Here is a 21918-nt window from a genome sequence, read left to right as displayed (position 1 = left end):
CGCGTGCCGGATCCGAGGCGGGGAATCCCCCGCACCGACCAGGTCCTGGCGGAGCCGCGCCTGCGTGCGGCCGCCGACCGGCTCGGTACCCGTCTGGTCAAGGACGCGGTGGTCGCGGCCCAGCAGCGGTGCCGCGACGGCGAGATCGAGCCGGCCGCCGTCGTCGACCACGCGGTCGCCTTGCTGCCGGCCGGCGCGACCACCCTGCGCCGCGTGGTCAACGCGACCGGCGTGGTGGTGCACACCAACCTCGGACGCGCCCCGCTGTCTCGCGCCGCGGTGGACGCCGTGAGCACGGCGGCCGGCGCTACCGACGTCGAGCTCGATCTGGCCACCGGCAGGCGCGGCCGGCGCGGGCGCGGCGCTCTCGAGGCACTCGCCGCGCAGGTGCCCGACGCCGGCGCCGTCCACGTGGTCAACAACGGCGCCGCCGCCCTCGCACTGGTCACCCGGGTGCTCGCCCGCGGTGGCCGTTCGGTCGTGATCGCGCGGGGCGAGCTGGTCGAGATCGGCGACGGCTTCCGGATCCCGGAGTTGCTGGAGTCGGTGGGCGCCAGGCTGCGGGAGGTCGGTACGACCAACCGGGTGCGCCTGAGCGACTATGCCACGGCGGTCGACTCCGACACCGCCTTCGTTCTCAAGGTGCATCCCTCCAACTTCACGGTCAGCGGCTTCACGTCGTCGGTGTCGGTCCGGGAGCTGACGGGACTGGGCGTTCCCGTCGTGGCCGACATCGGGTCGGGACTGCTCGCCCCTCATCCGCGCCTGCCGAACGAGCCCGACGCCACCAGCATGCTGCGCGCCGGAGCCGACCTCGTGACCGCCTCGGGCGACAAGCTGCTGGGGGGCCCGCAGTCCGGGCTGCTGCTCGGCGAGGCCGGACTGGTGGAGCGGCTGCGACGCGACCCGTTCGCCCGTGCGCTGCGCGTCGACAAGCTCACCCTGGCGGCGCTCGAGGCCACGCTGACCGGACCGACGCCTCCCGTACCGGCTGCGCTGGCCCGCCGGCCGGACGACCTTCGGCACCGGGCCCGGACGATCTGCGCGGCGCTCCCGGCCGAAACGGAGCCGGAGGTGGTCGATTCCGAAGGCGTGGTGGGCGGCGGCGGAGCCCCGGACGTGGTCCTGCCCAGCATCGCGATCGCGCTGCCCGAGCGCCTCGCCGGTCCGCTGCGCCGGGGCGAGCCCCCCGTCGTCGGCCGCCTCGAGCGTGGCCGACTGCTGCTCGACCTGCTGACGGTCGCTCCCGAGGAGGACGACGACCTGGTCGATGCCGTACGACGCGCCGCCGAGCTCGAGGAGCGTTGATGCACGTCGTCGCGACCGCGGGGCACGTCGACCACGGCAAGTCCACGCTGGTGAAAGCGCTGACCGGGGCCGACCCCGATCGGCTGGCCGAGGAACAGCGGCGGGGGCTGACCATCGAGCTGGGCTACTGCTGGACCTCCTGGCCGGGGGTGGGAGAGGTCGCCTTCGTCGACGTCCCCGGACACGAGCGGTTCCTGACCACCATGCTCGCCGGGGTGGGCCCGGTCCCGGCCGCCCTGTTCGTGGTGGCCGCCGACGACCCGTGGATGCCCCAGGCGGCCGAGCACCTCGCCGCGCTCGACGCCCTGGGTGTGCGGCACGCGGTCGTCGCGGTGACCCGCGCCGACCTCGCCGATCCGGGTCCCGCCGCCGCGCGGGCCGCCGCGGAGGTCGCTCGCACCGGTCTGGCGGGGGCTCCCGTCGTCGCCGTGAGCGGCCACACCGGAGAGGGCCTCGACGACCTCCGCGCCGCTCTGACGACGATGGTCGCCGCCCTGCCGGACCCGGACCCGGACGCCGATGTCCGGCTCTGGGTGGACCGCCGGTTCACCGTGCGCGGAGCCGGGACCGTCGTCACCGGGACGCTTCCCGCCGGGACGGTCCGGGTCGGCGACACCCTCGCTCTCGGTGACACACCGCTGCGGGTGCGCGGGGTTCAGGCACTCGGGCGCGACCGGGAGGCGGTGAGCGGCGTGGCCAGGGTCGCTCTCAATGTCGCCGGCCGAATCGACGACCTGGCCCGGGGCAGTGTGCTCGTGACCCCCGGCGCGTGGCACCACACTTCCGTCGTGGACGTGCGCATCACGGGCTCGGACCGGCCCCCTGTCAGCCCCGTGCTGCACGTCGGGGCCGCGGACGTCGGTGTCCGCTGCCGCCCACTCGGAGACGATCTCGTCAGACTCACCCTCGACCGGACGTTGCCACTCCGAATCGGTGACCGTGCCCTGCTGCGCGACCCGGGCCGCCGAATGATCTGGCGGGCCGACGTACTCGATCCGGACCCGCCCCGCCTGCGGCGCCGCGGTGCCGCGGCACGCCGCGCCCGCCGACTCGCGGGCGCCGACGGCACTCCACACCTGGCCGACGAGCTCGGCCGCCGCGGACTCCTGCACCAGGATCGGCTACGTCAGCTGGGCATTCCTCGCCAGGAGGGCGACCACCTGGTGGTCGGGCCGTGGCTCGCCGGACCCGCCTTCGCGAAAGCGGTCGCCGACCGGCTGCCCGCACTCGTCGAGGAGCATGCCCGCGCACACCCGCTGGATCCGGCCGTCCCGTTGACCGTTCTGGCCTCGCAGCTGCGACTCCCTGCCCCCGACCTGGTCCGAGCGCTGGTGCGCCCGCCGCTGCGGGTCGTCGGAGGCCGGGTCGTCGGACCCGGCGCCGACGTGCTGCCGAGCGACGTCCGGAAGGCCGTCGACGCGGTGCGCCGCGACCTCCTGGCCGCTCCGTTCGTCGCCCCGACCGCCGACCGGCTTCGCGAACTCGGCCTCGACGACCGCGCTCTGGGAGCGGCGCACCGCAGCGGGCAGCTGTGGCGGGTCGCGCCGGGGATCGTCCTGCTCCCCGACGCCGGCGACGCAGCCGTCGCACGGCTCCGGGAACTCGAACAGCCGTTCACGACCAGTGCCGCGCGCGAGCGGCTGCAGACGACCCGCCGGGTGGTGCTCCCGCTGCTCGACCAACTCGACCGGGCCGGCCGCACGCGACGGCTCGCCGACGACCGCCGCGAGGTCGCCCGGTAAGGCCGCGACAGCGATACCGCGGCGAACCTCACCTGCGCGATCGATCCGGATCCGGAAGAACCCGTACAGCGGCACCATGGGTGCCATGGACACCGCGCCCGAACCCGCTACGCCCGACACGCGCGACTGGACCTTCGTGCTCGACGGAGGGTGCCCCGAATGCGGGTACACACCGCACGATCCGGCCACGACCGGTGCACGATTGCGAGCGGGCGTGCCCCGCTGGCAGGCCGTGCTGCAGCGGCCGGACGTCGCCGAACGTCCCGCTGCGACGGTGTGGTCGGCGCTCGAGTACGCCTGCCACTCGCGTGACCTCATCTCCGTCCTCGGACAACGGGTGCGGGCGATGATCACCGAGGACACCCCGGTGTTCGCCGATTACGACGGCGAGGCCGAGGCGATCCGTCGGCGGTTCTGGGCAGCAGATCCCGCCGGGGTCGCCCGGCAGATCGCGGCACGCACCGACGAGACCGTGGACATCGTCGAGGGCGTCGAGGACTGGGAGCGCGACGGCCTGCGCAGTGACGGCCGCAGGTTCACCGTCGCGCAGTTGTGTCGATACCTGCTGCACGACGTCGAGCACCATCTGCACGACGTCGCGGGCTGATCCGGCCGGGTCGGCACCTCGCACGACCCGTGACCGAACCGTTATAGTCGGCGTCATGACGTCAGTTCTCGGTGTGTCGGTCGGGGCCAGCGCTGTGCGCTTCGCATGCCGCGACGCCGAGAGCCCCGACGGCCCGATCTTCCGGTCACGGTCGGTGACCGCAACGCTCGAACGGCCGGGGGACCCGACCGCCGAATCCCTCGAAACGGTGCTCACCGAAACCGACGAGATCGACGAGGTAGACGCCATCGGCGTCGCGTACCGGAACCAGGCGCAGGCCGGTGCCGTCCAGGCCGCGATGGCCCGACTGGAGATCGGCAACTTCCACCTGGTGCCCGAAGTGACGGCCGCGCTCGAGATGCTGGAGACGTCCGGAGGGCTCGGCGACCACGAGACGCTTGTGTTCTACGACCTCGGCAGTTCCGGCCTCACCGTCACCGTCGTCGACCGCACCACCGGGATCGTGCTGAGCACCGCACGCTCGGACCAGATCAGCGGCGACCTCGTCGACCGGCTGATCTACGACCACCACCTCGCACTGCACCGCTTCACCCAGCCCGACGACACCGCAGCACAGCTCGCCCTCGCCGCCAGGTGCCGCGACGCGAAGGAGCAGCTGTCCACCAAGGGCGCGGTGTGCGTGCCGGGCGACGGTGGCCTGCTGCTGCTCTCCCAGGACAACTTCGATTCGCTCATCGACAGCCCTGTGAAGGCGTCGGCCCGCCTCACCCGTGAGGTCATCCGCCGCTCGGGACGCACCCCCGACGCCGCGGTTCTTATCGGGGGCGGCGCGAACATTCCGCTGGTCACCTCCGTGATGGAGTCGTGGCTCGAGCTTCCGGTGATCGTGCCCGCACAGCCCGAACTCGTGGCGGCGGAGGGGGCGGCGCTGCTGGCCCGCCCGGCAACCGGCGCGGTCGTGTTGCCGACCGAGGTAACCGCGCCACACGAGACGAGCGACACCGTCGACACCCGGCACACCGTCGACACCACCGCACCGTCGCGGAAGCGCCGGCGCCTTCTTCTCGCCGGCAGTGTCGTCACCGCCGTCGCTGCGATCGGCCTCGGCACCGCGTTGCTGCAGGGTTCCGACGCAGATCCCACCGTCACGCAAGAGAGCACCCAGGCACCGGCGCGGCAAGCAGTGTTGCCACAGCCCACGAAGATCCCGGCGGTAGCTCCGCCTCCGGGAAGCACCCCACCGGTGGCCGGCACGCAGCCGCCGGCCACAAGTCAGAGTGACGGTCGTACCGTGGACCAGCCGCAAACCCAGAGCACGACTCAGGCACCCTTCACCCCGCAGACGCAGAACAGTGCGCCTGCCGACGCATCGGCTCCTGCACCCCCGCCGGAACCAGCCCCGCTCGTACCCGGTCTGCCACAGTTCCAGCTACCGACACTTCCCCCGCCTCCGCCGCCGCTCCCCCTACCGGAACTGCCCCGGATACCCGGGCTCTGACCCCTGATCCCACATACCATCGACGACCTCCGAGAACGAGGTGTCCGACTTCGGCCGAGGCCGAAGTTGTCGACGGAGACCGACCTTTCGGTGTCGAGTGTTCCTCGCAGTGGTCGATACTCCACCGGCGCCGAACCAGGATTTGCGACAACTGCTGCGCAGCAATCGAAGCGGGTCCGATCCGCCGTGAGGTACACGGGTCGATTCGGGCGCTGGGGCCGGTGACCGCATCTCGGGCGACGCGGCCGGATTCGGGGAATCACCTTCGCTCCGAGTGCGACAGCAGGGCGGCATCATCTGGAGGGGCTCGCCCGGATGCGTACTAGGGTGTCGGTGTGGCCAGGCGTGCTCTCTACTCGCGGGACGAGATCCTGGATGCGACCGTCCGAGTGGCCTACGAGCGCGGACACGGCGCGACGGTGGCCGACGTGACGACGATGCTGGGGGCGCCGTCGGGATCGATCTATCACCGATTCCGGTCGCGGCATTCGCTGTTCGTCTCGGCGTGGGTACGGTGTGTGCGGCAGTTCCACGAGATGTTCGCCGCCGTGCGTGAGATCGAGGACCCGGTCGAGGGGATCGTCGCGACCGCCCTGCTGATCCCCCGCTTCTGCCGCGCCCATCCGCCCGAGGCCCGCACGCTGACGCTGTATCGCTATGCGGATCTGGCAGCCGACCCGCCCCCCGACCTGGCAGCCGACCTCGAGGGACTCAACGATCCGGTGGCCGAGCACCTCGCGGACCTCACCCTGCGCCGCTACGGGCGCGTGACGGCCCGGGGCCTCGAGCTGGTGGCACTGGCTTGCCGTGACACGCCGTACGGCATGATCCGGGGCCGGATCGGGGGGCCGATCCCGGAGTGGATGGACGAGCCGGTCGCGGCCGCGGTGCGGGCCATCGCTCTCCTGGACGACAACCCGGCTTGACCGCACCCACGCGGGTCTCCTCACTCGTGCAGTGTCGGTTCCGCGTCCGCGCTGCGAAGCCTGCGGGTCCGGGTCCACCCACTTGACGGCGACGACTCCGGCCCGCATATTAGAGATCGTCATCTAGATAGGTTCCTCCACATGAGGAGTGCGATGTCCCGGATGCATTTCCCCCTGCAGCAGACAGCCCTTGCGGTCGCGGTGGCAGCGACGGTGCCGTATGTGGTGTTGAAGCTTCTCTGGCTCACCGGGTCCACGGTCGGGACGATCGATGCCGCCGGGTCGGCCGAGATGGCCGGCGCCCGGTTCGTCGCCGGGAACGGCATCACGGTCGTGCTGATGCTGATCGCGGTGATCTTCCTGGCGGCCTTGACGCGGCCGTGGGCCCGACAGGTGCCAGCCGCGCTGGTGTTCGTCCTGGGCGCCGGAGCCACCGGACTGCTGGCCCCGATCCTGCTCGGTCTGCCCCTCGGACTGGCGGTCCAACTCGCGGTCACGGGCGAGGCGCAGCCGGCCGGTGACTCGGGCCTGGCGCCGTGGGTGTTCGGCATCGTCTACAGCGGGTTCGGGGTGCTGGCCGTGGCGACGGCCGTCCTGGTGCTCACCCATGTGACCGAGCGGTGGGGACATCTGCTCGTCTCGCCGCCCCGGCGACCGCCGACACCGGCGACCGTCGCCGGTGCCCTGGGGCTGGTGCCGTTCGGCGTGGCGATGGGGTATTGGGGCGTGGTCGGCCCCGGGGGCAGCGGCCCGCAGGGGATGGAACTGCCGGCCCAGCGGACCGTGCTGGTCGTCACCGGGGTGCTGAGCGTGGCGGCGTTCGTGGTCCCGTTCCTGTTCGCCCGACGGTGGCCGCGGCTCGCCTGGCTGATCGTCTGGACCGGATGCTGCGTGACCGCCCTGCAGTCACCGACCCAGATCCTGCTCGCGCACGGCGGTCAGGTCCCACCGGCCGTCGCCGCCCTCGCCCTGGCGGCTGCTCCCGGAGCGGGCTTCTACGGCCTCGGTGTCCTGCACCGTCATCTCACTCCCAGTCCGGTCCCGACGCGCTGAGCGCGCACCGGCGGCCGCAAACCGGATCCACCTCCGCTTCGCCCCGTAGTGACCAGGGGCCGCGATGTCGGCAGGTACTGCCGCGTACTGAGCCACCCCCACAGGATCCGGGCGCAACCGGCGCAGCCGTCGCGGGTCCCGGTGTTCGCGGGTCCTGGCGTTGCGGAGGCTCGAGGTGGTGTGATCGTCGGATGGACCAGCATTCGGGGAGCCATACGGTGGTGCGGGGCGCGCCAGCCCAGGAGCGGACGGTGCCGGAGCAGGCATGGGCGTCGCGTGCGGTGATCGAGCGGGCCACCGGAGTACTGATGGAGCGGTATCGGCTCGACGTCGACGGCGCCCGTGAGGTGCTGCTGCTGGCGTCGCGGCAGTCGGGTGAGCCGATGCAGCAGCTGGCCGAGGCAGTGCTCGGCTCCGGCCGTGGCGACGAGCCGACGCCGGTCCGGCTGGTGCTGGAAGCGGCCACCGTGCCGCCAGCCGTGCGGCGGGCAGTGGCGTTCATCGAATCGCATGCGGCCCAGCCGATCCGGTTGGGCGATATCGCTGCCGCAGCCGGAGTCGGCGCTCGGGCATTGCAGTACGCTTTCGTGCGGCACTACCACAGCACCCCGATGCGATACCTACGATCGGTTCGGCTCGAGCGAGCCCACCGGCAGCTGCGGGCCGGCGACCCGAGCCGAGGGGAGACCGTCGCTGCGATCGCCACCCGGTGCGGATTTTCCACCCCGTCCCGGTTCGCGACGCAATATCGCACTGTGTACGGCCGACCGCCGCATCGCACACTGTACGAGGAGCCCGACCGGCCGAGTTGATCTCATAGTCAGCTGCCGGATCGATCAGCGCGGATCGGCGCCGCCAGCTTCCGGGGGGTGCGGTCCCTCGAACGGAGCCGTAGAGGCGGGCATCGGCGCTTTCAGGGTTCTGGTTTCGCCCGGCGCGGCACGTCACCACGGCAAGGGCCCGCTCGCCGCGGCATCGTTGTTGCTCCCGGTGAGGGCCTGGAGATCGGCGTCGGGACTGTAGAAGTCACGAACCGAATCCAGGGCTCGGGCCTTCGCGACAGCACATCGTCCAGCACCGGCGCAGCACCGCGGCCTCGCGAGAACCACACGCTGCGCGCTATCGGTGACGATCCGTCCCTCCTTCTTCCGAAAAACGAATACACTCACCAGAAAACGAAGACAAGCGCCGACTGCGATGCCGTCGGCTGCCCATTACACCGTGCCGTTCCCGTTCATCCCACGGACCGACCGAAACGGCGTAACCTTCGACGTGAAGGGTCGTCCGTCACCCCCCTGCACCGACGACCCCGGCCGCCGGAGGCGAGTTCTGCATCACCTACGCCCGGCGGAGCCGACCCCGCCGGCCACGCCCCTGCTGCCGGCGGGGTTCGGCGTGTAGGCCCCCAGGCAACGCCCACACTGCGCTACCGATCCGACGCAGTTCCCCCGCCCTCGCCACCGCCGGGATCGTCGTCGCGCTCGTCCGCCGCATCGCTGTCACTGGGCTCGTCGCAGCCGTCAGGCTCGTTGCAGCCGGCCGAGGCATCCTGGTTCCCGTGCGTACCGGTCGAGCCTGTCGGCGCAACGAGTTCGGGAGGCAGCTCGGTGGCATACGGAGCCCGCGGTGGGGCGAGTTCGTCGAGACGTTCGTTGATCGCATGGGCGAGCAGATCGTGCTGCAGCGACGGCAGCGGCAGCAACCCGTTGAGATAGGCCTCGATCTCGACCTTGCCGGCTTCGCCACCGAGAGCGAAGTACCGCAACCACAATTCCTCCACCTCGAGCCCCGCAGCCCGCAGGGCAGCGAGGAACCGGTGACGATGCTCGCCGTCGGGGAAAAACCGCATCGCCAGGTCCTCACACCGATTCCGTGCCGGCGGAGGCGACGATTGCCGTGGCCACCTCTCGTACCGGGACACGCCGGCTCGCGGACAGCTCGAGCAGCCGGCGTGCGGCCTGTTCGGAATCGAGGTGTTCGCGCAGCATCAGCATGCCCTTCGCCGTGGCGATCACATCGCGGGTACGCAGAGCCTCGGTGAGCTTTTCGCCGAGCTGTTCGGCCGCGGCGAGGGTGTGCATGTTGGCCAACAGGATGGCCGCCTGGGCGGCGAACCGGCGCAGGATGTCCTCACTCGCCGCGGTGTAGTCGTGCGGTCGGGTCGAATACACCTTGATCGCACCCAGGCATCGGTCGGCGTGCAGCAGCGGAGCACTGAGCGTCGCGCGCATCCCTTCCCGTGCCGCCCGCGGGGACCACCGCGGCCACCGCCGCTCCTCGGTCAGGTCGTCGACCCGCACCACGACTCCGTCGTGCGATGCGGTCACACACGGTCCCTCGCCGAGCTCGTACTGCAGCGCATCGAGCCGCTCGACCACCGGTCCGGTCGCCGCCGACGTCCGTCGGCTGCCGCCCTCGCCGAGCAGGGTGACCCCGGCCCCAGCGGACCCAGGCAACGTGTCCTTGGCCAGCGAGGTGATCAATTTCAGAACCGTGGTCACGGTCTGCTCCGACAGCAGCACCCCCGACATGCGCGCAAACACTGCCGCCCATGCGTCGGGCGCCGACTCCTGCGGCGTCGCCATCTTCCGCCTCCTGTGGGTCGGGTGTGTGCGGTACGCGTACCTCGAACCTACCCGCCGCGACGGCCTTCGATGCAGTCCGGCGGCGCCGCGGGTGCGGCCCAACCCCGGAATCGCGGCGGCCCAGCCCCGGAATCGCGGCGGACCCGCACCGGTCCGGGAGGGCGGCCCGGTCAGGTCGAGCACGGACCCATCGAGGTGCCGTTGCCGGATTGTTTCGTGTGCGGTGTGCCCGCGGTCTTCACCGCGGGCACACCGGATCTGGAGCCCTCGACACTAGAAGGCGTGCTTCGTGGTCACACTTTCAAGCTGAGGCGTTGTGTGTCTTTCTCCGGCCGGATGAGAAGTGCTCCGGCCACGGCCGCAACGATCAGGACGAGGGCCAGAGCGTCGAATCCCTTGGTGAAACCGGACAGCGGATCGGTGCCGGCGGCGATGAGGTTGCCCATGACGGTCGGGGCGATGATGCCCGCGACGGTGGAGATCCCGACATGAAGGCCGAGTGCTGCTCCTCGGCGACGAAGAGGGGCGATCTCACTGATCAAGGTCTGCCCCATGGCGTAGACGGCTGTGGGTGCACCGACAGCGACCATGAGAAGCAGGAGACTCGCGATCGGAGAGCCGGTGCGGACACCGACGAAGGCAGCGAGACCGCCGGAAAGGACGAGGGCGGATCCGAAGATGCCTCGGGAGATGCGGGTGGGGATTCCCTTGGTGGTCAGGCGTTGGGAGATCCAGCCGCCCCCGATCATGAACACCGCGCCGATGGTCCAGGACAGGGCCACGAGGTTGCCCATCGTGGTGGTCGAGTAGCCGAGTCCGTCCTGCATGTAGCGCGGCAGCCATGCCACTGCGATGGACATACCCCAGTAGGCGGCGAAGACGAGGAGCGTGGCGCCGATCCAGGTGCCGGAGCGGATGATCTGGAGGAGGGATACCTCACTGTCCCGGCCGGTTTCGGTTTCGGTTTCCGTGTCGGGTGCAGGGGTGTCGAGGTCGACGGCGTTGCCGAGGGGGCCTTCTCGGCGGACGGTCGCCCACAGCGCGCACCAGATGAATCCGATGACGGCCAGGGCGCCGAACCCGGCGCGCCAGCCGTAGTTGACGATGACCCAGGTCAGTGCCGGTGCGGCGATCAGGGGACCGACGCATGCGCCGGCGGTCATGATGCTGCTGGGGACTTGCCGGTGGCGGTCGTCGAACCACTTGTGCAGTGCGTGGTTCGCTGTGCCGTATGCGGGGCCTTCGGCAGCGCCGAGGAGTACACGGGTGGCGATGAGTACTGCTGTGCTGGTGGTGAACAGCATGGGGATCTGCGTGAGTGCCCACATCAGGGCCAGACCTAGCAGCAGCCATCGGGTGGGGATGCGATCTCCCAGCAGACCGACCACGAAGGCAGCGATGCTGAACAGCAGATAGAAGCTGCTGGCGACGTGTCCGTATGCGACGGCGTCGAGGCCGAACTCTTCGCTGAGCGGTTTGGCGACGAGACCGAGGATCGCCTTGTCGGCGAAGTTGATCACCATGAAGATGAACAACAGGAAGGTGACCCACCAGGCGCCTTTGGCGTAGCGGGTGGTCGCGGATCGAAGGGGCGTGGTGACGGGATCTCCTGGGGGAGTTGCCGGGGCCTGGACTTGCGTGCGATCTACCATTGTCGCTCCGAACGGGAGAGTCGGTGAAGGGGGCGCGGGAGTTTTCGAGCTGAGGACGGGGTGTGGTGGGTGTGAGCGGGGCGCGGCCGGCGTTTACGTGGTGACGATGGCGCGACCGAGGACTGCACCGTGGGCGAGGTCGTCGACGGCGCGGACGATGTCGTCGAACGGGTACCGGTTGGTTACCAGTGCCTGCAGGTCGAGAGCTCCGTCGGCGTACCAGTCCAGGAAGGTGCCGATGTCTTCCTGCTGACACGAACCGGCGAGCGCCCCGGAGAGCGACTTCTGGCCGTACAGCAGTTCGGGGACGTCGACGGGAAATTCCCCCTGGGGAAGACCGACGATGGAGGCGGTGCCACCGCGGTGGCTGCCGAGCACACCCTTGCGGACGGATTTCAGTGCCTGGCGGGTGGTGATTTCAGCGCCGACGCAGTCGAGTGCCAGGTCGACGCCGGTTTCGTAGCCGGGGCGGTGGATCAGCTCGTGGATGCGTGCGACCGGGTCGGTCGTGGTGGCGTCGATCAGTTCGGTGGCGCCGAATTGCTTGGCGAAGTCGAGTTTTCGGGCGATGCGGTCGACAGCGACGATGTGCTGTGCGCCGAGTTGTCTCGCCCCGGCGATGGCGGCGAGGCCGACGCCGCCGACACCGAACACGGCAACGGTTCCTCCTGGCTCCAGCGCGCCGGAGTGGATCACCGAGCCGGCTCCGGTGAAGATCGCGCATCCGACGATCGAGACGGTTTCGTCGTGGGTGTGGCCGGTGAGGGGGTAGATGTAGAGTTCGTCGACCAGCGCGTGCTCGGCCCAGGTGTAGACGTTGGGTGACTGCGCGCGGGTGCCGTCCGGCAGCTCGACGCCGGAGACCTCCGGACGCCGCGAGACCGATGTGCGCGGCAGCCAGGTGACCATGACGGTGTCGCCGGGGGCGACGGTGGTGACGGCGCTACCGGTGGCGGTGACGACGCCGTAGCCTTCGTGACCGAAGAGCATCGGAGCGGTGCGATTCTGGTGCATCCAGAAGAGCTGGCTGTGGCAGACGCCGGTGGCGATCATCTCGACCAGCACCTGATGCGGGGTGGGGTCGGGCAGGGTGATCTCGCGGATGTCGAGGGGGCCGTCCTTGTCGTCCTGTACGACGATGCGGGTCGGGGTGGCCATGATTTGTCTCCTGGGTGATGAGGGGGATGTCAGATGGTGTGGTCGGCGCGCAGACGCTGCAGCTCGTCGTCGCTCACACCGAGTTCCCGGGAAAGGATCTCGTCGGTGTGCTGTCCGAGGCGGGGTCCGAGACTGCGGATGCGGCCGGGCGTGCCGGACAGGTGCGGGAGCGGGGCGACCATGTCGACGGCACCGAATTCCTCGTCGTCGACGGCGACGAGCGTGCCACGGTCGCGGTAGTGCGGGTCGACGGCGATGTCGGCCATGCTCATCACAGGAGAGGCCGGCACCCCCGCGTCGGTGAGTAGCTTGACGACGTCGTCCGCGCTGTAGGTGGCGGTCCACTCCTCGATGAGGGCGTAGAGCGCATCCTGGTTCGCCGAGCGGGCATGCCGAGTGTGGAACCGCGGATCCTGCGCGAGCCGCGGCTGGCCCATGACGTCGCACAGGCGGGCGAAAAGTGTGTCGGTTCCGGCGTGCAGGGACACGATGCGGTTGTCCTGTGTCGAAAAGTCGGACGCGGGCACGATGTACGGATTCTTGTTTCCGAGGCGTTCGCGGATCTCACCGTGTGCGGAGTAGGCGAGGTAGGCGTCTTCGGCCGCACGGAATCCGGCTTCGTACAGGGCCAGGTCGACGATCTGGCCCTCGCCGCCGTTGACCTCGCGTTCGCGCAGGGCGACCATGGCTGCGAAGGCGGACAGATAGGCGCTCATGAAGTCGATGACCGAGAATCCACTGCGCACCGGAGGCCGGTCCGGTTCGCCGCTGACGTAGGTCAGTCCGGAGTATGCGCTGGCGATTCGGTCGAACGAGCCCCTGTCGCGGTAGGGGCCGGTCAGGCCGTACCCGGTGATAAAGACGAAGATGCCGGCCGGGTGCAGTGCACGCAGATCGTCGGGGGCCAGGCCCCACCGCTCCATCGTCGGGGGCCGGTAGTTCGTGACGACGATGTCGAAGTTCGGGATGAGCCGACGCAGCAGCTCGCGCCCACGAGATCGACGCAGATCGAGAGTAATCGACTTCTTGTTGCGGCCCTCCTGGAGCCATTGGAGCGACCGGCCGCCGGGTTCGGCCGCCCGACCGCGGGTGAAGTCTCCGCGGCCGGGTTCCTCGACCTTGACCACCTCCGCGCCGAAGTCGCCGAGGAGAGTGGCGGTGACGGGCGCGGCGAGCACGGTGGACAGGTCGAGTACGCGGACGCCGCGTAGGGGAAGTGAAGGCATGGTGACTCCGATGACGACGGGGATGACGATGAAGCAGAAGGAACTGGTCAGATACTTACAGAACGTAAGTACACTTTGTAAGTACAGAATGTTATTATGACGCTCGTCACTTGGCAAGAGGCAATTCGACCGACCACAGGAGCGAGCGTGCCCAGCGAACCCGAGCCCACGACCAGCGACACAGCGACGCCGGTATCCCGCCGTCGCAAACGCGATCGCGCCCAGACCGAGGCGGACCTGATGGCGGCCGCTCTGCGGCTACTCGAGCGCAACGGTGTACTTGCCGGCCTGAACCTGCAGGAAGTAGCGGCGGAAGCGGGTGTCAACCGCGTCCAGATCTACCAGTACTTCGGCACCCGGGAGGCGCTGCTACGGGCGGCCTTGAACGAACGTTTCCTCGCGGACCGAGAGGCTCGTTCGACCCACCGCGTCATGGGGTTCGCCGACAGACGGAAGTGGATGTTCCGGCAAGCGCTCGCAGATCCGGAGCGGACCCGCCTCGAGGCGCTGCTGGCACACGACGGCGACGAGGATTTCACCGTTTTTCCCGAACTGGAGCAGACACTGGCGAACCTGGCCCGGGACCAACAGACCGGCCACCTGCCGCCGGACGCGGACGCCCTGGTCATGCACGTGATGACCGCAGCAACCTACATGGGGTACTGCATCTTCCGGGAAGCCTTCGCCCGGGACACCGGCATCCCGGTCGACGAACTCGACGTCCGCGCCCAACAGGTCTACGAGTTGATGCTCGAGGGCCTGACCGGCTCGTGAGCGCACTCGGACGCTGAGCCGGATCGGCGTCGACTTACCCAGCGGGTGACCGACGACCGATATTCGGCGTCACCGTCGTGCCCCTCGCGGATCGATGCCCGACCGGGGCACACGGTCACCAGATTTTCTGGATCTGTTCTGTGATGGCAGCATCGACGAAGGTGCGGTCCTCGTCGTTCAGTTCGAGAGCTTGGGCGAGGAACGGCTGGAACACGGTCCATCCGAATGCCAGCGAAAAAGCCGTTGCCAGAGCAGCTTTCGTCTGCGCGGCATCGTCCCCGCGCTGTACCGCCGTGGTGCGGACTGCCAGTTGCTCCCGGAGCAGGGGATAGTCCCAGCCGAGAATGACAAGCGAGTCGCTGTCCATGGCGGCATGGGCGAGGATCCGCCACAGGTCGCGGTACTCGGGATGCAGTCCCAACGTCAGCAACCAGTTGCGGTCGCCGGCTCGGCGAGCCTGCTCGACATAGCTGCCGGCAAGACGCTGGAACGCTTCCTTGCATGCGTTGTTCTTGCTGCCGAAGTGCCGATGGATCAGGCCGTAGTTCACGTCGGCCTTCTTGGCCAGCTCGCGGCCGGCTATCTGGCTGGGCGCCTTCGTCGCCATCAGACTCACGGCGGCCTCGAGGATGCGTTCCTGGGCGGTGGCCGGTGCGGCCCCGAAAGGTCTGTCCTGCACGTGCGTCCTCGGGTCGATCGTTGCGGTCTGGTCGTCGACGACCACGCTACCTCCTTCTCGTCCGGACAACCCGGGCCGGGCACAGGGTGTCTCACACGCCGGCCGTGATCACCTCAGCGAGCGCCTTCACCGTCAGACTGGCTCCGGCCGTGCCGCACACGACGACGACGGCGATGCGGGCCGTGCGGGGGTTGATGCGCCGGGCAAGGGGGCCGGACAACGCGAGACCGAGCACCGTCCCGGGAACGGTGAGGGCAGCGAGTACGAGGACGTCACGAGTGGCTCGACCGGCCAAGACCAGCGCCACCACGGCGATCGTCTGGACGACGGACAGATAGACCGCCATCGTCATCCGCAGCACCGCAGGGGGCAGCCGGTTGTAGACGATGGCCACTGTCGGTCCGGTCAGTCCCACCGTGGTGCCCGCCAGCGCCGACAACAACCCGCCGACGCCCAAATACCCACTGGTGGGGCGGATCCCCGAGGCGGTGACCGCCAGCGGGGCGGTAACGAGCACCATCAGACCCAGCCCCAGCATCAGCACCGTGGTCGGCAGAACCTGCAGCAGCAGCACCCCCACCGGGATACCGATGGGGATCCCGACCAGTGTCCAGACGAACTTGTCGGCGATACCGGACCGGCGATCACGCCACATCGTCCACACACTGGCGATCAACGCCGAAATCAGGGCGGGAAACGGGACGAAAGCCGGGTCGACGACGATCAGAGCCGGACTGGCCACCAGAGCAAGTCCCAATCCCAGGCTGCCCTGGACCAGGGCGGCCACCGTGGTCACCACCAATACCCCCGCCAAGAACATCATGGGGAACGCGCTCGCTACCACTCGTCGTCACCGTCCGTTCGAGATCGCGGGCACTCCGGGCGTAGACGCTCCGGACACAGCGGTCATGTGGTCACCTCTCGCAGGTCCGCAGCACGCTGGGCGCTCTTGGCGAACTCCTTGAGTTCGAATCCCTCCGCGGTCGCCGTCTCGATGCTCGGCCTGTGGCCCGGGGTCATCGACAACAGTCGCCGGACCGCGATGTGATCCCCGGGGCGGTTGATCGATTCCGCACCGACGAACACCCCGTCCTTCCAGCACAGATTGGTGAACTTGCGTGCCTCGACGTCGCCGAGGACCAGATTCGCGTCGTACCCGGTCAGCAGACCGGCGATCTGCAACTTGCAACCGTGCTGTTCGGTCCAGAACCACGGGACCTCGGGATACGGCTGCGGTCGGCCGGCGAGTTTGCCGGCCACGCACCGACCGTGATCGACGGCGTTCTGAACGGACTCGAGACGCATCGACTGATGGTCGTGTGGGAAGCGGGCGCAGTCACCGATGGCCGAAATCTGCGGGTCGGACGTGGTCAGCAACTCGTCGACGACGATGCCGTCGCCGACCCGTAGACCCGCCTCCTCGGCGAGCCCAGTGGCCGGGCAGGCACCGATACCGACCACGACGACGTCGGCCTCGAGGACTTCACCACCTGCCAGGTGCACCGCGCCGACCCGCCCGGCATCGTCACCACCGAGGGCTTCGACCAGGGCGCCGTACCGGACATCGGTGCCGTGGGAGCGGTGCACCCGATCGAAGAACGTCGAGGTCCGGGAGGTGACTGCGCGTTGCATGAGCCGTGTTCCCGCTTCGAGGACGACGACGTCGAGCCCGCGGGCCCGGGCGGCGGCGGCCACCTCGAGGCCGATGAAGCCGCCGCCGATCACCACCACCGAGCGTGCGCCGTCGATGCGCTGCAGAAACTGCTGCGCATCGTCGATCGTATGCAGATGGCACACGCCGGCGAGATCACTACCGGGGAGAGTCAGACGGCGTGGCACCGCGCCGGGTGCGAGGACCAGGTGGTCGTATCGGCGCGAGACTCCGTCGGAGCATTCGAGCGTCGCCGACGTCCGGTCGATCCGCTCCACCGTGACGCCCCGGATCAGGTCGATCTTCTTGTCGGCATAGGACTCCGGGCTACGGAAGTAGAGATCGTCCACGTGGTGGTCTCCGGCTTTGAGCCACGCCTTGGACAGGGGCGGCCGTTCGTACGGCATCCAGCGCTCACGGGTGAGCAGCTGGATGTCCCCGTCGTACCCTTCCTCGCGTAGCGAGAAGGCTGCCTGGACGCCGGCATGGCCGGCGCCGACGATGACGACGGTGCCCGGCGTGGTCATCGCTGACTCTCCGGCATGTGAACCACCAGCCCGTCGTGGGCGTCGGTCACCACCAGTCCGCAGGAGAGCCGGCTGGTGTCCAGCCGGTCGCATGCGGTGGCTTCGAGCATCTCGTCCTCGTCCTCGTCGACGGCAGGGAACGACTGGGTGAACTGGTCGTCGAGGTAGACGTGGCAGGTGGCGCACATGGTCTGGCCGCCGCACTCGGCGAAGATGCCGTCGACGCCGTTGGCGATCGCAGCACGCATGACCGTGGTGCCCTCGTCGGCATCGACGATCGTCGTGTGCCCTGTCGAGGAGACATAAGTGATCTTGGGCATTGTTCTTTCTCCGTTCGAAGGAGGATTCGAAGTGGTTGCTCTGCCGTGTGCTCTCGGCACGCGGCAGAGCAACCGGGTGCGGGTCGGTCAGTCCTCGAGGAAGAGGGCTTGCTTCGGGCAGCGGCGCACCGCCATGCGTACGCGCTTGTCGAGTTCGACAGTGTCCGGCTGCCGTCTGATGTGGAGGATGTCGTCGTCGTCGAGTTCGAAGACATCCTTGACCATCCGGGTGCAGACGCCGGCGGCCTCACATACCTCCAGATCGACCGCGACCACGGCGTAGGCGGCAGCGTCTACCGAGGTCGTGTCGTTCGTCGTGGTTTCGCTCATCACAGCCGCACCTTCAAAGACTTGATTCCGTTGACCTGGACAGAACGCAGCCGGACCGGGGGTTCGAGGGCCACTGCGTCGGGGAATCGCGCGAACAGTTCCTGGAAGAGCACCCATACCTCTCGGCGGGCCAGGTTCGCTCCGAGGCAGAAGTGGGCTCCGCCACCCCCGAAGCTTTGGTGCACGTTGGGATCCCGCGTGATGTCGAAGGTGAACGGGTCGGCGAACACCCGGGGATCCCGGTTCGAGGCGGCGTACCAGATGGCGATCTTCTCGCCCTTGCGCATGTGATGGCCTTTGTATTCGATGTCGTGCTCGAGTACGCGGCCCATGTGGCGTAGTGGTGTCGCCCACCGGATGATCTCCTCGGCCGCAGACATTTCGAGCCCGACCGGATCCTCGAGGAATTTCTGTTTCTGTTCCGGGTGTGTGGTGAACGCCCACATGCCGTGTGTGATGGCGGTGCGGGTGGTCTCGTTGCCGGCAGCGATCAACAGCGCGAAGAAGGCGCCGATCTGTTCGGGGGGAAGGTGGTGCCCGTCTTCTTCGATGCGGGCGATCTCCGAGATGAGGTCGTCTTTCGGGTCTTTCAGGCGCTTCGCCGCCAGGGCGACGCCGTACTCGCGCAACGCGAAGACCGCCTTCGTGCCTTCCTCGGGAGTGCCTCCGTAGTCGGGGTCTTGATCGCCGAGCGTCTGATTGGACAGATCCAGCAGGTACTGCCGGTCCTCCTTGTCGACACCCATGATGTCGCAGATGATCTCCATGGGGAGGCGAGCGGCGATCTGCTCGACAAAATCGATTTCCTGTCCGGCGGTGAACTCGCCGACGATCGACCGCGCCTGGTCGCGCACGTAGCCTTCCATCTTCTTGATCTGGCGAGGCGTGAACCCGCGGCTGACATGCCGGCGGTTGCGGGTCTGCTCGGGGGGGTCCATTTCGATCATGATCCCGGTGCCGGGCCGGACCTGGCCGGTGCCGTGATCGTGGTGGACACGGATGCCGTACTTGCTCGAAAAGTGCTCGTAGTCGCGGGTGACTTCGATGATGTCGTCGTAGTCGACGAACGACCAGAACCCCTTGCCGCTGTCGGGGTGCTGATGCCAGGAAATCGGCTTGTGCTCGCGCAGCAGCGTCAGAGCGGCGTGGTAGTCGTCCCGTAGCCAGAAGCCGGGATCGGCCAGGTTGATCTGATCGACGGTCAGCTCGGTCGGTGGGTTCGGGTCGTAGGTGGGTGCGTTCACTGCGGTCGGCCTTTCGTTTCGCGTGGGGTCAGTACTTGACGTTGGTGATGCGGGATTCGGTGAACGCTTTCAGGCCTTCGAGGCCGAGTTCGGTGCCGAGTCCGCTCTGCTTGACACCCCCGAACGGCACGTCGATCTCGGCCGGGCCGTGCTGATTGATCCAGCGGGTGCCGGCCCTGACCCGATCGCCGACCCGGACCGCAGCCTCGACGTCCGAACTCCAGATCGAGGCCCCGAGGCCGTAGTCCGTGGCGTTCGCTGCCGCGATTGCGTCGTCGACATCGCGGTAGGGCAGCAGGGGAAGAACGGGGCCGAACTGTTCCTCCTGCACCAACCGGGCGTGGGCAGCAAGACCGGTGGCGATCGCCGGCTGGACGAAGTAGCCCGGTAGGTCCGGCATCGGATGGGGGTACGTATGCAGCGTGCCGCCCTGGTCGCGGACCGAGCCCTGGATTTCCAGCAACGACTTGTGCTGTGCGGCGTTGTTGACCGGACCGATCGTGACCGACTCGTCCGAACCTTCGCCCACGCGCTGGCGGGTCAGGTACTGCCTGAACAGGTCTACGGCGTCGTCGAACCGACTTTCGTGCACGTACACCCGCTTCGGGGCAATGCAGACCTGACCGGCATTGCGGAAGGCCACGGCGGCGATACCCTCGACTGCCGAGGGCAGATCCGCATCGGAAAGCACGATCGCCGGGTCGTTTCCGCCGAGTTCGAGGGTCAGCCGCTTGAGACGGCTCGATGCGGTTTCCATGATGCGCCGGCCGGTGGGAGTGGACCCGGTGAACGAGATCTTCGGGATCTCGGGATGCGCAACCATCGCGCTGCCGAGATCGTTGCCGCCCACGAGTACGGTCGCCAGTCCGGCCGGAAGAACCTCGGCGAAAATCTCCTGCATCTTCAGGGAGGTCAACGGTGTGGTCGGGGCAGGCTTGACGATGACAGCGTTTCCGGCAAGCAGCGCCGGCGCGGCCTTCCATGCCAGCAGGGCCATCGGGAAGTTCCAGGCCGTGATGAGGCCGGCGATCCCGAGTGGGTAGTACTCACGCACCACCTCCTGCTCGGGTGTGTCGCGTAGGACATCGGGTGCAAGTGGCAGGTTCGCGTAGTACTCGAAGGCTCTGGCTGCGACGGCGACCTCCAAGCGAGCCTGGGTGATCGGTTTGCCCTGCTCCGCGGTCAGCAGGCGGGCGAGTTCCTCACTTCGCGCGGTGATGCGCTCGGAAATCACGCGCAGGTACTGCGGGCGGGAGGCCGCTGCACTCGTCCATTCGGCTATGGCAGGCGCAGCGTCGCGGACCGTGCGTTCCAGATCGCTCACCTGGTGGCACGGCACAGACGCGACGACGTGACGGGTCGCAGGGTTTTCGACGGCAATCTCCGGGGGGGTGGTGTGATCCATGTCGCAGACTGTAGCCTTAAGGCTACACTCGCGTCAACGGGGGTTCCCCGAAGACCGAAAACCAGCCTCCCTACCGCAAAGGGGAACCCTGCCTTGCCTTTCCACCCCGACTCCGAGCCTCTCCGGACTAAGAGCGTGTCTCACGTGGATGAAGTGGGTTGTGATGCATGATGTAGTTCGTGGTTGACGAGTTGTCTATCCGGTTGGTGCCGGATGCGTTGTGGGAGATCGCCGAACCGCTGATTCCGGCCTTCGCCCCCCGACCGCAGGGTGGTGGCAGTGCGCCGGTCGACGACCGGGCGGTGTTCACCGCAATCGTGTTCGTATTGACCAGCGGCTGCGCCTGGCGGCACCTGCCGCCGTCGTTCGGGGTCAGCGTCCCGACCGCGCATCGCCGCTTCACGGCCTGGGTACGCGCGGGGGTGTTCGAGAAACTGCACCGCGAGGTGCTCGATCGACTCGGCGGCTCGGGTGAGCTGGACTGGTCGGCAGCGATCCTGGACGCCGCGAGTGTCCGGGCGAAAAGGGGGGATCTTTGACCGGGCCCAGCCCGGTCGATCGCGGCAAGAAAGGATCGAAGATCCACGTCCTGTCCGAGGCCGAGGGAATTCCGCTGGTTGTCGGCGTCTCTGCAGCGAACACCCACGACAGCACCATGCTGCGGCCGCTGGTCGAGGCCATTCCCGCGGTCAGGTCCCGTCGTGGGCCGCGACGACGCAAACCGGGTCGCCTGCGCGCCGACAAAGGTTACGACTCCGCCGCTCACCGTTGCTGGTTGCGGGAGCGCCGGATCGTCCCGCGGATCGCTCGTCGCGGCATCGAACGCAACGACCGCCTCGGCCGGCACCGATGGAAGATCGAACGCACCCTCGCCTGGCTCACCGGCTACCGCAGGCTCACAATCCGCTACGAACGCCACGCCGAGCACTTCACCGGCTTCCTGCAACTCGCCGCGGCGCTCACCTGCTTCAAGAAGCTCTCCACATGAGACATGCTCTAAGGTTCCATCAGCGAGCGCATCCGTCCTTCACGTCTGTCGGCCCGTCCGAGTCCCCGTCGACATGGACATGGCGACAGCTCCGACGTCCGTCTCGCAGGCTTCGGTGCCCCAGAGATCGCGGCCGAGACCCCTTCGCAACTCCAGGGCTCGACGTCGATATCTCCGGTCACGGACCCACCGGAGAAGACTCACGACCCCCACCGAACCGGGTGAGCAATCACCTCGCCCGCCCGCCTCCGCAACAGATATGGGGTGCCACCCGCTTCGACTCA

21 protein-coding genes are annotated in these 21918 nt (G+C 68.5%); 9 read left to right on the top strand and 12 right to left on the bottom strand.

Features of this window, described 5'->3' with window-relative positions; translation table 11 throughout:
* The first annotated feature begins 3 nt into the window (after positions 1–3).
* From selA to ACM26Y_RS00640, 7 genes are all read left to right on the top strand, one after another.
* The gene (selA, locus tag ACM26Y_RS00670; protein WP_416062385.1) at positions 4–1308 is read left to right on the top strand and encodes an L-seryl-tRNA(Sec) selenium transferase; all 1305 of its coding nucleotides are present in this window, start codon (positions 4–6) and stop codon (positions 1306–1308) included.
* Positions 1308–3050: a selenocysteine-specific translation elongation factor gene (gene selB / locus ACM26Y_RS00665; protein WP_416062384.1), complete on the top strand. Its 1743-nt coding sequence runs from the start codon at positions 1308–1310 to the stop codon at positions 3048–3050. The genes selA and selB overlap by 1 nt, the downstream gene beginning before the upstream one ends.
* A gap of 85 nt (positions 3051–3135) precedes the next feature.
* Complete coding sequence (locus ACM26Y_RS00660) at positions 3136–3657, top strand: DinB family protein (protein ID WP_416062383.1); 522 nt, start codon at positions 3136–3138, stop codon at positions 3655–3657.
* A gap of 55 nt (positions 3658–3712) precedes the next feature.
* The gene (locus tag ACM26Y_RS00655) at positions 3713–5116 is read left to right on the top strand and encodes an Hsp70 family protein (RefSeq protein WP_416062382.1); all 1404 of its coding nucleotides are present in this window, start codon (positions 3713–3715) and stop codon (positions 5114–5116) included.
* 335 nt (positions 5117–5451) lie between these two features.
* Complete coding sequence (locus tag ACM26Y_RS00650; protein WP_416062381.1) at positions 5452–6042, top strand: TetR/AcrR family transcriptional regulator; 591 nt, start codon at positions 5452–5454, stop codon at positions 6040–6042.
* Positions 6043–6195: 153 nt separating this feature from the next.
* Positions 6196–7095 (top strand): hypothetical protein, encoded by a 900-nt coding sequence (locus ACM26Y_RS00645; protein ID WP_416062380.1) that lies wholly within the window; start codon positions 6196–6198, stop codon positions 7093–7095.
* A 251-nt stretch (positions 7096–7346) separates the two neighbouring features.
* On the top strand, positions 7347–7907 hold the full coding sequence (locus ACM26Y_RS00640) for a helix-turn-helix domain-containing protein (protein WP_416062379.1): 561 nt from the start codon (positions 7347–7349) through the stop codon (positions 7905–7907).
* A gap of 614 nt (positions 7908–8521) precedes the next feature.
* Here the strand turns inward: ACM26Y_RS00640 and ACM26Y_RS00635 are convergent.
* From ACM26Y_RS00635 to ACM26Y_RS00615, 5 genes are all read right to left on the bottom strand, one after another.
* Positions 8522–8944: a hypothetical protein gene (locus ACM26Y_RS00635; RefSeq protein ID WP_416062378.1), complete on the bottom strand. Its 423-nt coding sequence runs from the start codon at positions 8942–8944 to the stop codon at positions 8522–8524.
* A gap of 10 nt (positions 8945–8954) precedes the next feature.
* Positions 8955–9680: a GAF domain-containing protein gene (locus ACM26Y_RS00630; RefSeq protein WP_416062377.1), complete on the bottom strand. Its 726-nt coding sequence runs from the start codon at positions 9678–9680 to the stop codon at positions 8955–8957.
* A gap of 293 nt (positions 9681–9973) precedes the next feature.
* On the bottom strand, positions 9974–11332 hold the full coding sequence (locus tag ACM26Y_RS00625) for an MFS transporter (RefSeq protein ID WP_416062376.1): 1359 nt from the start codon (positions 11330–11332) through the stop codon (positions 9974–9976).
* Positions 11333–11425: 93 nt separating this feature from the next.
* Positions 11426–12490 (bottom strand): zinc-binding dehydrogenase, encoded by a 1065-nt coding sequence (locus ACM26Y_RS00620; RefSeq protein WP_416062375.1) that lies wholly within the window; start codon positions 12488–12490, stop codon positions 11426–11428.
* A gap of 29 nt (positions 12491–12519) precedes the next feature.
* Positions 12520–13716, bottom strand: coding sequence for a CaiB/BaiF CoA transferase family protein (locus tag ACM26Y_RS00615; RefSeq protein WP_416062374.1), 1197 nt, complete (start codon positions 13714–13716; stop codon positions 12520–12522).
* Between the two features lie 147 nt (positions 13717–13863).
* Between ACM26Y_RS00615 and ACM26Y_RS00610 the strand changes: the two genes are divergently transcribed.
* Positions 13864–14490 carry a TetR/AcrR family transcriptional regulator gene (locus tag ACM26Y_RS00610; RefSeq protein ID WP_416062373.1) on the top strand — a complete coding sequence of 209 codons (627 nt, stop codon included), beginning with the start codon at positions 13864–13866 and terminating at the stop codon, positions 14488–14490.
* Between the two features lie 115 nt (positions 14491–14605).
* Here the strand turns inward: ACM26Y_RS00610 and ACM26Y_RS00605 are convergent, their stop codons facing one another.
* The 7 genes from ACM26Y_RS00605 to ACM26Y_RS00575 all read right to left on the bottom strand — a co-directional run bounded on the left by ACM26Y_RS00605 (position 14606) and on the right by ACM26Y_RS00575 (position 20646).
* Entirely contained in the window at positions 14606–15214 is a 609-nt protein-coding gene (locus ACM26Y_RS00605) for a TetR/AcrR family transcriptional regulator (protein ID WP_416062372.1), read from the bottom strand.
* 46 nt (positions 15215–15260) lie between these two features.
* Positions 15261–15992 (bottom strand): TSUP family transporter, encoded by a 732-nt coding sequence (locus ACM26Y_RS00600; protein WP_416062371.1) that lies wholly within the window; start codon positions 15990–15992, stop codon positions 15261–15263.
* Between the two features lie 83 nt (positions 15993–16075).
* Positions 16076–17347 carry an NAD(P)/FAD-dependent oxidoreductase gene (locus tag ACM26Y_RS00595; RefSeq protein WP_416062370.1) on the bottom strand — a complete coding sequence of 424 codons (1272 nt, stop codon included), beginning with the start codon at positions 17345–17347 and terminating at the stop codon, positions 16076–16078.
* Positions 17344–17667, bottom strand: coding sequence for a 2Fe-2S iron-sulfur cluster-binding protein (locus ACM26Y_RS00590; RefSeq protein ID WP_416062369.1), 324 nt, complete (start codon positions 17665–17667; stop codon positions 17344–17346). The genes ACM26Y_RS00595 and ACM26Y_RS00590 overlap by 4 nt, the downstream gene beginning before the upstream one ends.
* 87 nt (positions 17668–17754) lie before the next feature.
* The gene (locus tag ACM26Y_RS00585) at positions 17755–17997 is read right to left on the bottom strand and encodes a ferredoxin (RefSeq protein WP_416062368.1); all 243 of its coding nucleotides are present in this window, start codon (positions 17995–17997) and stop codon (positions 17755–17757) included.
* Positions 17997–19241, bottom strand: a complete 1245-nt coding sequence (locus ACM26Y_RS00580; RefSeq protein WP_416062367.1) for a cytochrome P450 — start codon at positions 19239–19241, stop codon at positions 17997–17999. Before ACM26Y_RS00580 ends, ACM26Y_RS00585 begins: the two co-directional genes overlap by 1 nt.
* Positions 19242–19269: 28 nt before the next feature.
* The gene (locus tag ACM26Y_RS00575; RefSeq protein ID WP_416062366.1) at positions 19270–20646 is read right to left on the bottom strand and encodes an aldehyde dehydrogenase family protein; all 1377 of its coding nucleotides are present in this window, start codon (positions 20644–20646) and stop codon (positions 19270–19272) included.
* A gap of 179 nt (positions 20647–20825) precedes the next feature.
* Between ACM26Y_RS00575 and ACM26Y_RS00570 the strand changes: the two genes are divergently transcribed.
* Positions 20826–21634 (top strand): IS5 family transposase gene (locus ACM26Y_RS00570; RefSeq protein ID WP_375295872.1). Its coding sequence is split into 2 segments (ribosomal slippage): positions 20826–21173 and positions 21176–21634, totalling 807 coding nucleotides; the frame shifts between segments, so codons are not numbered across the junction.
* The last annotated feature ends 284 nt before the right edge of the window (positions 21635–21918 follow it).

Origin of the sequence: Rhodococcus indonesiensis, from assembly GCF_047782815.1 — a bacterium.
In the GTDB taxonomy this organism is placed as follows: Bacteria; Actinomycetota; Actinomycetes; order Mycobacteriales; family Mycobacteriaceae; genus Rhodococcus; species Rhodococcus indonesiensis.
The sequence above is the reverse complement of the archived record's forward strand: the minus strand, read 5'-3'. Positions and strand labels throughout refer to the sequence as shown.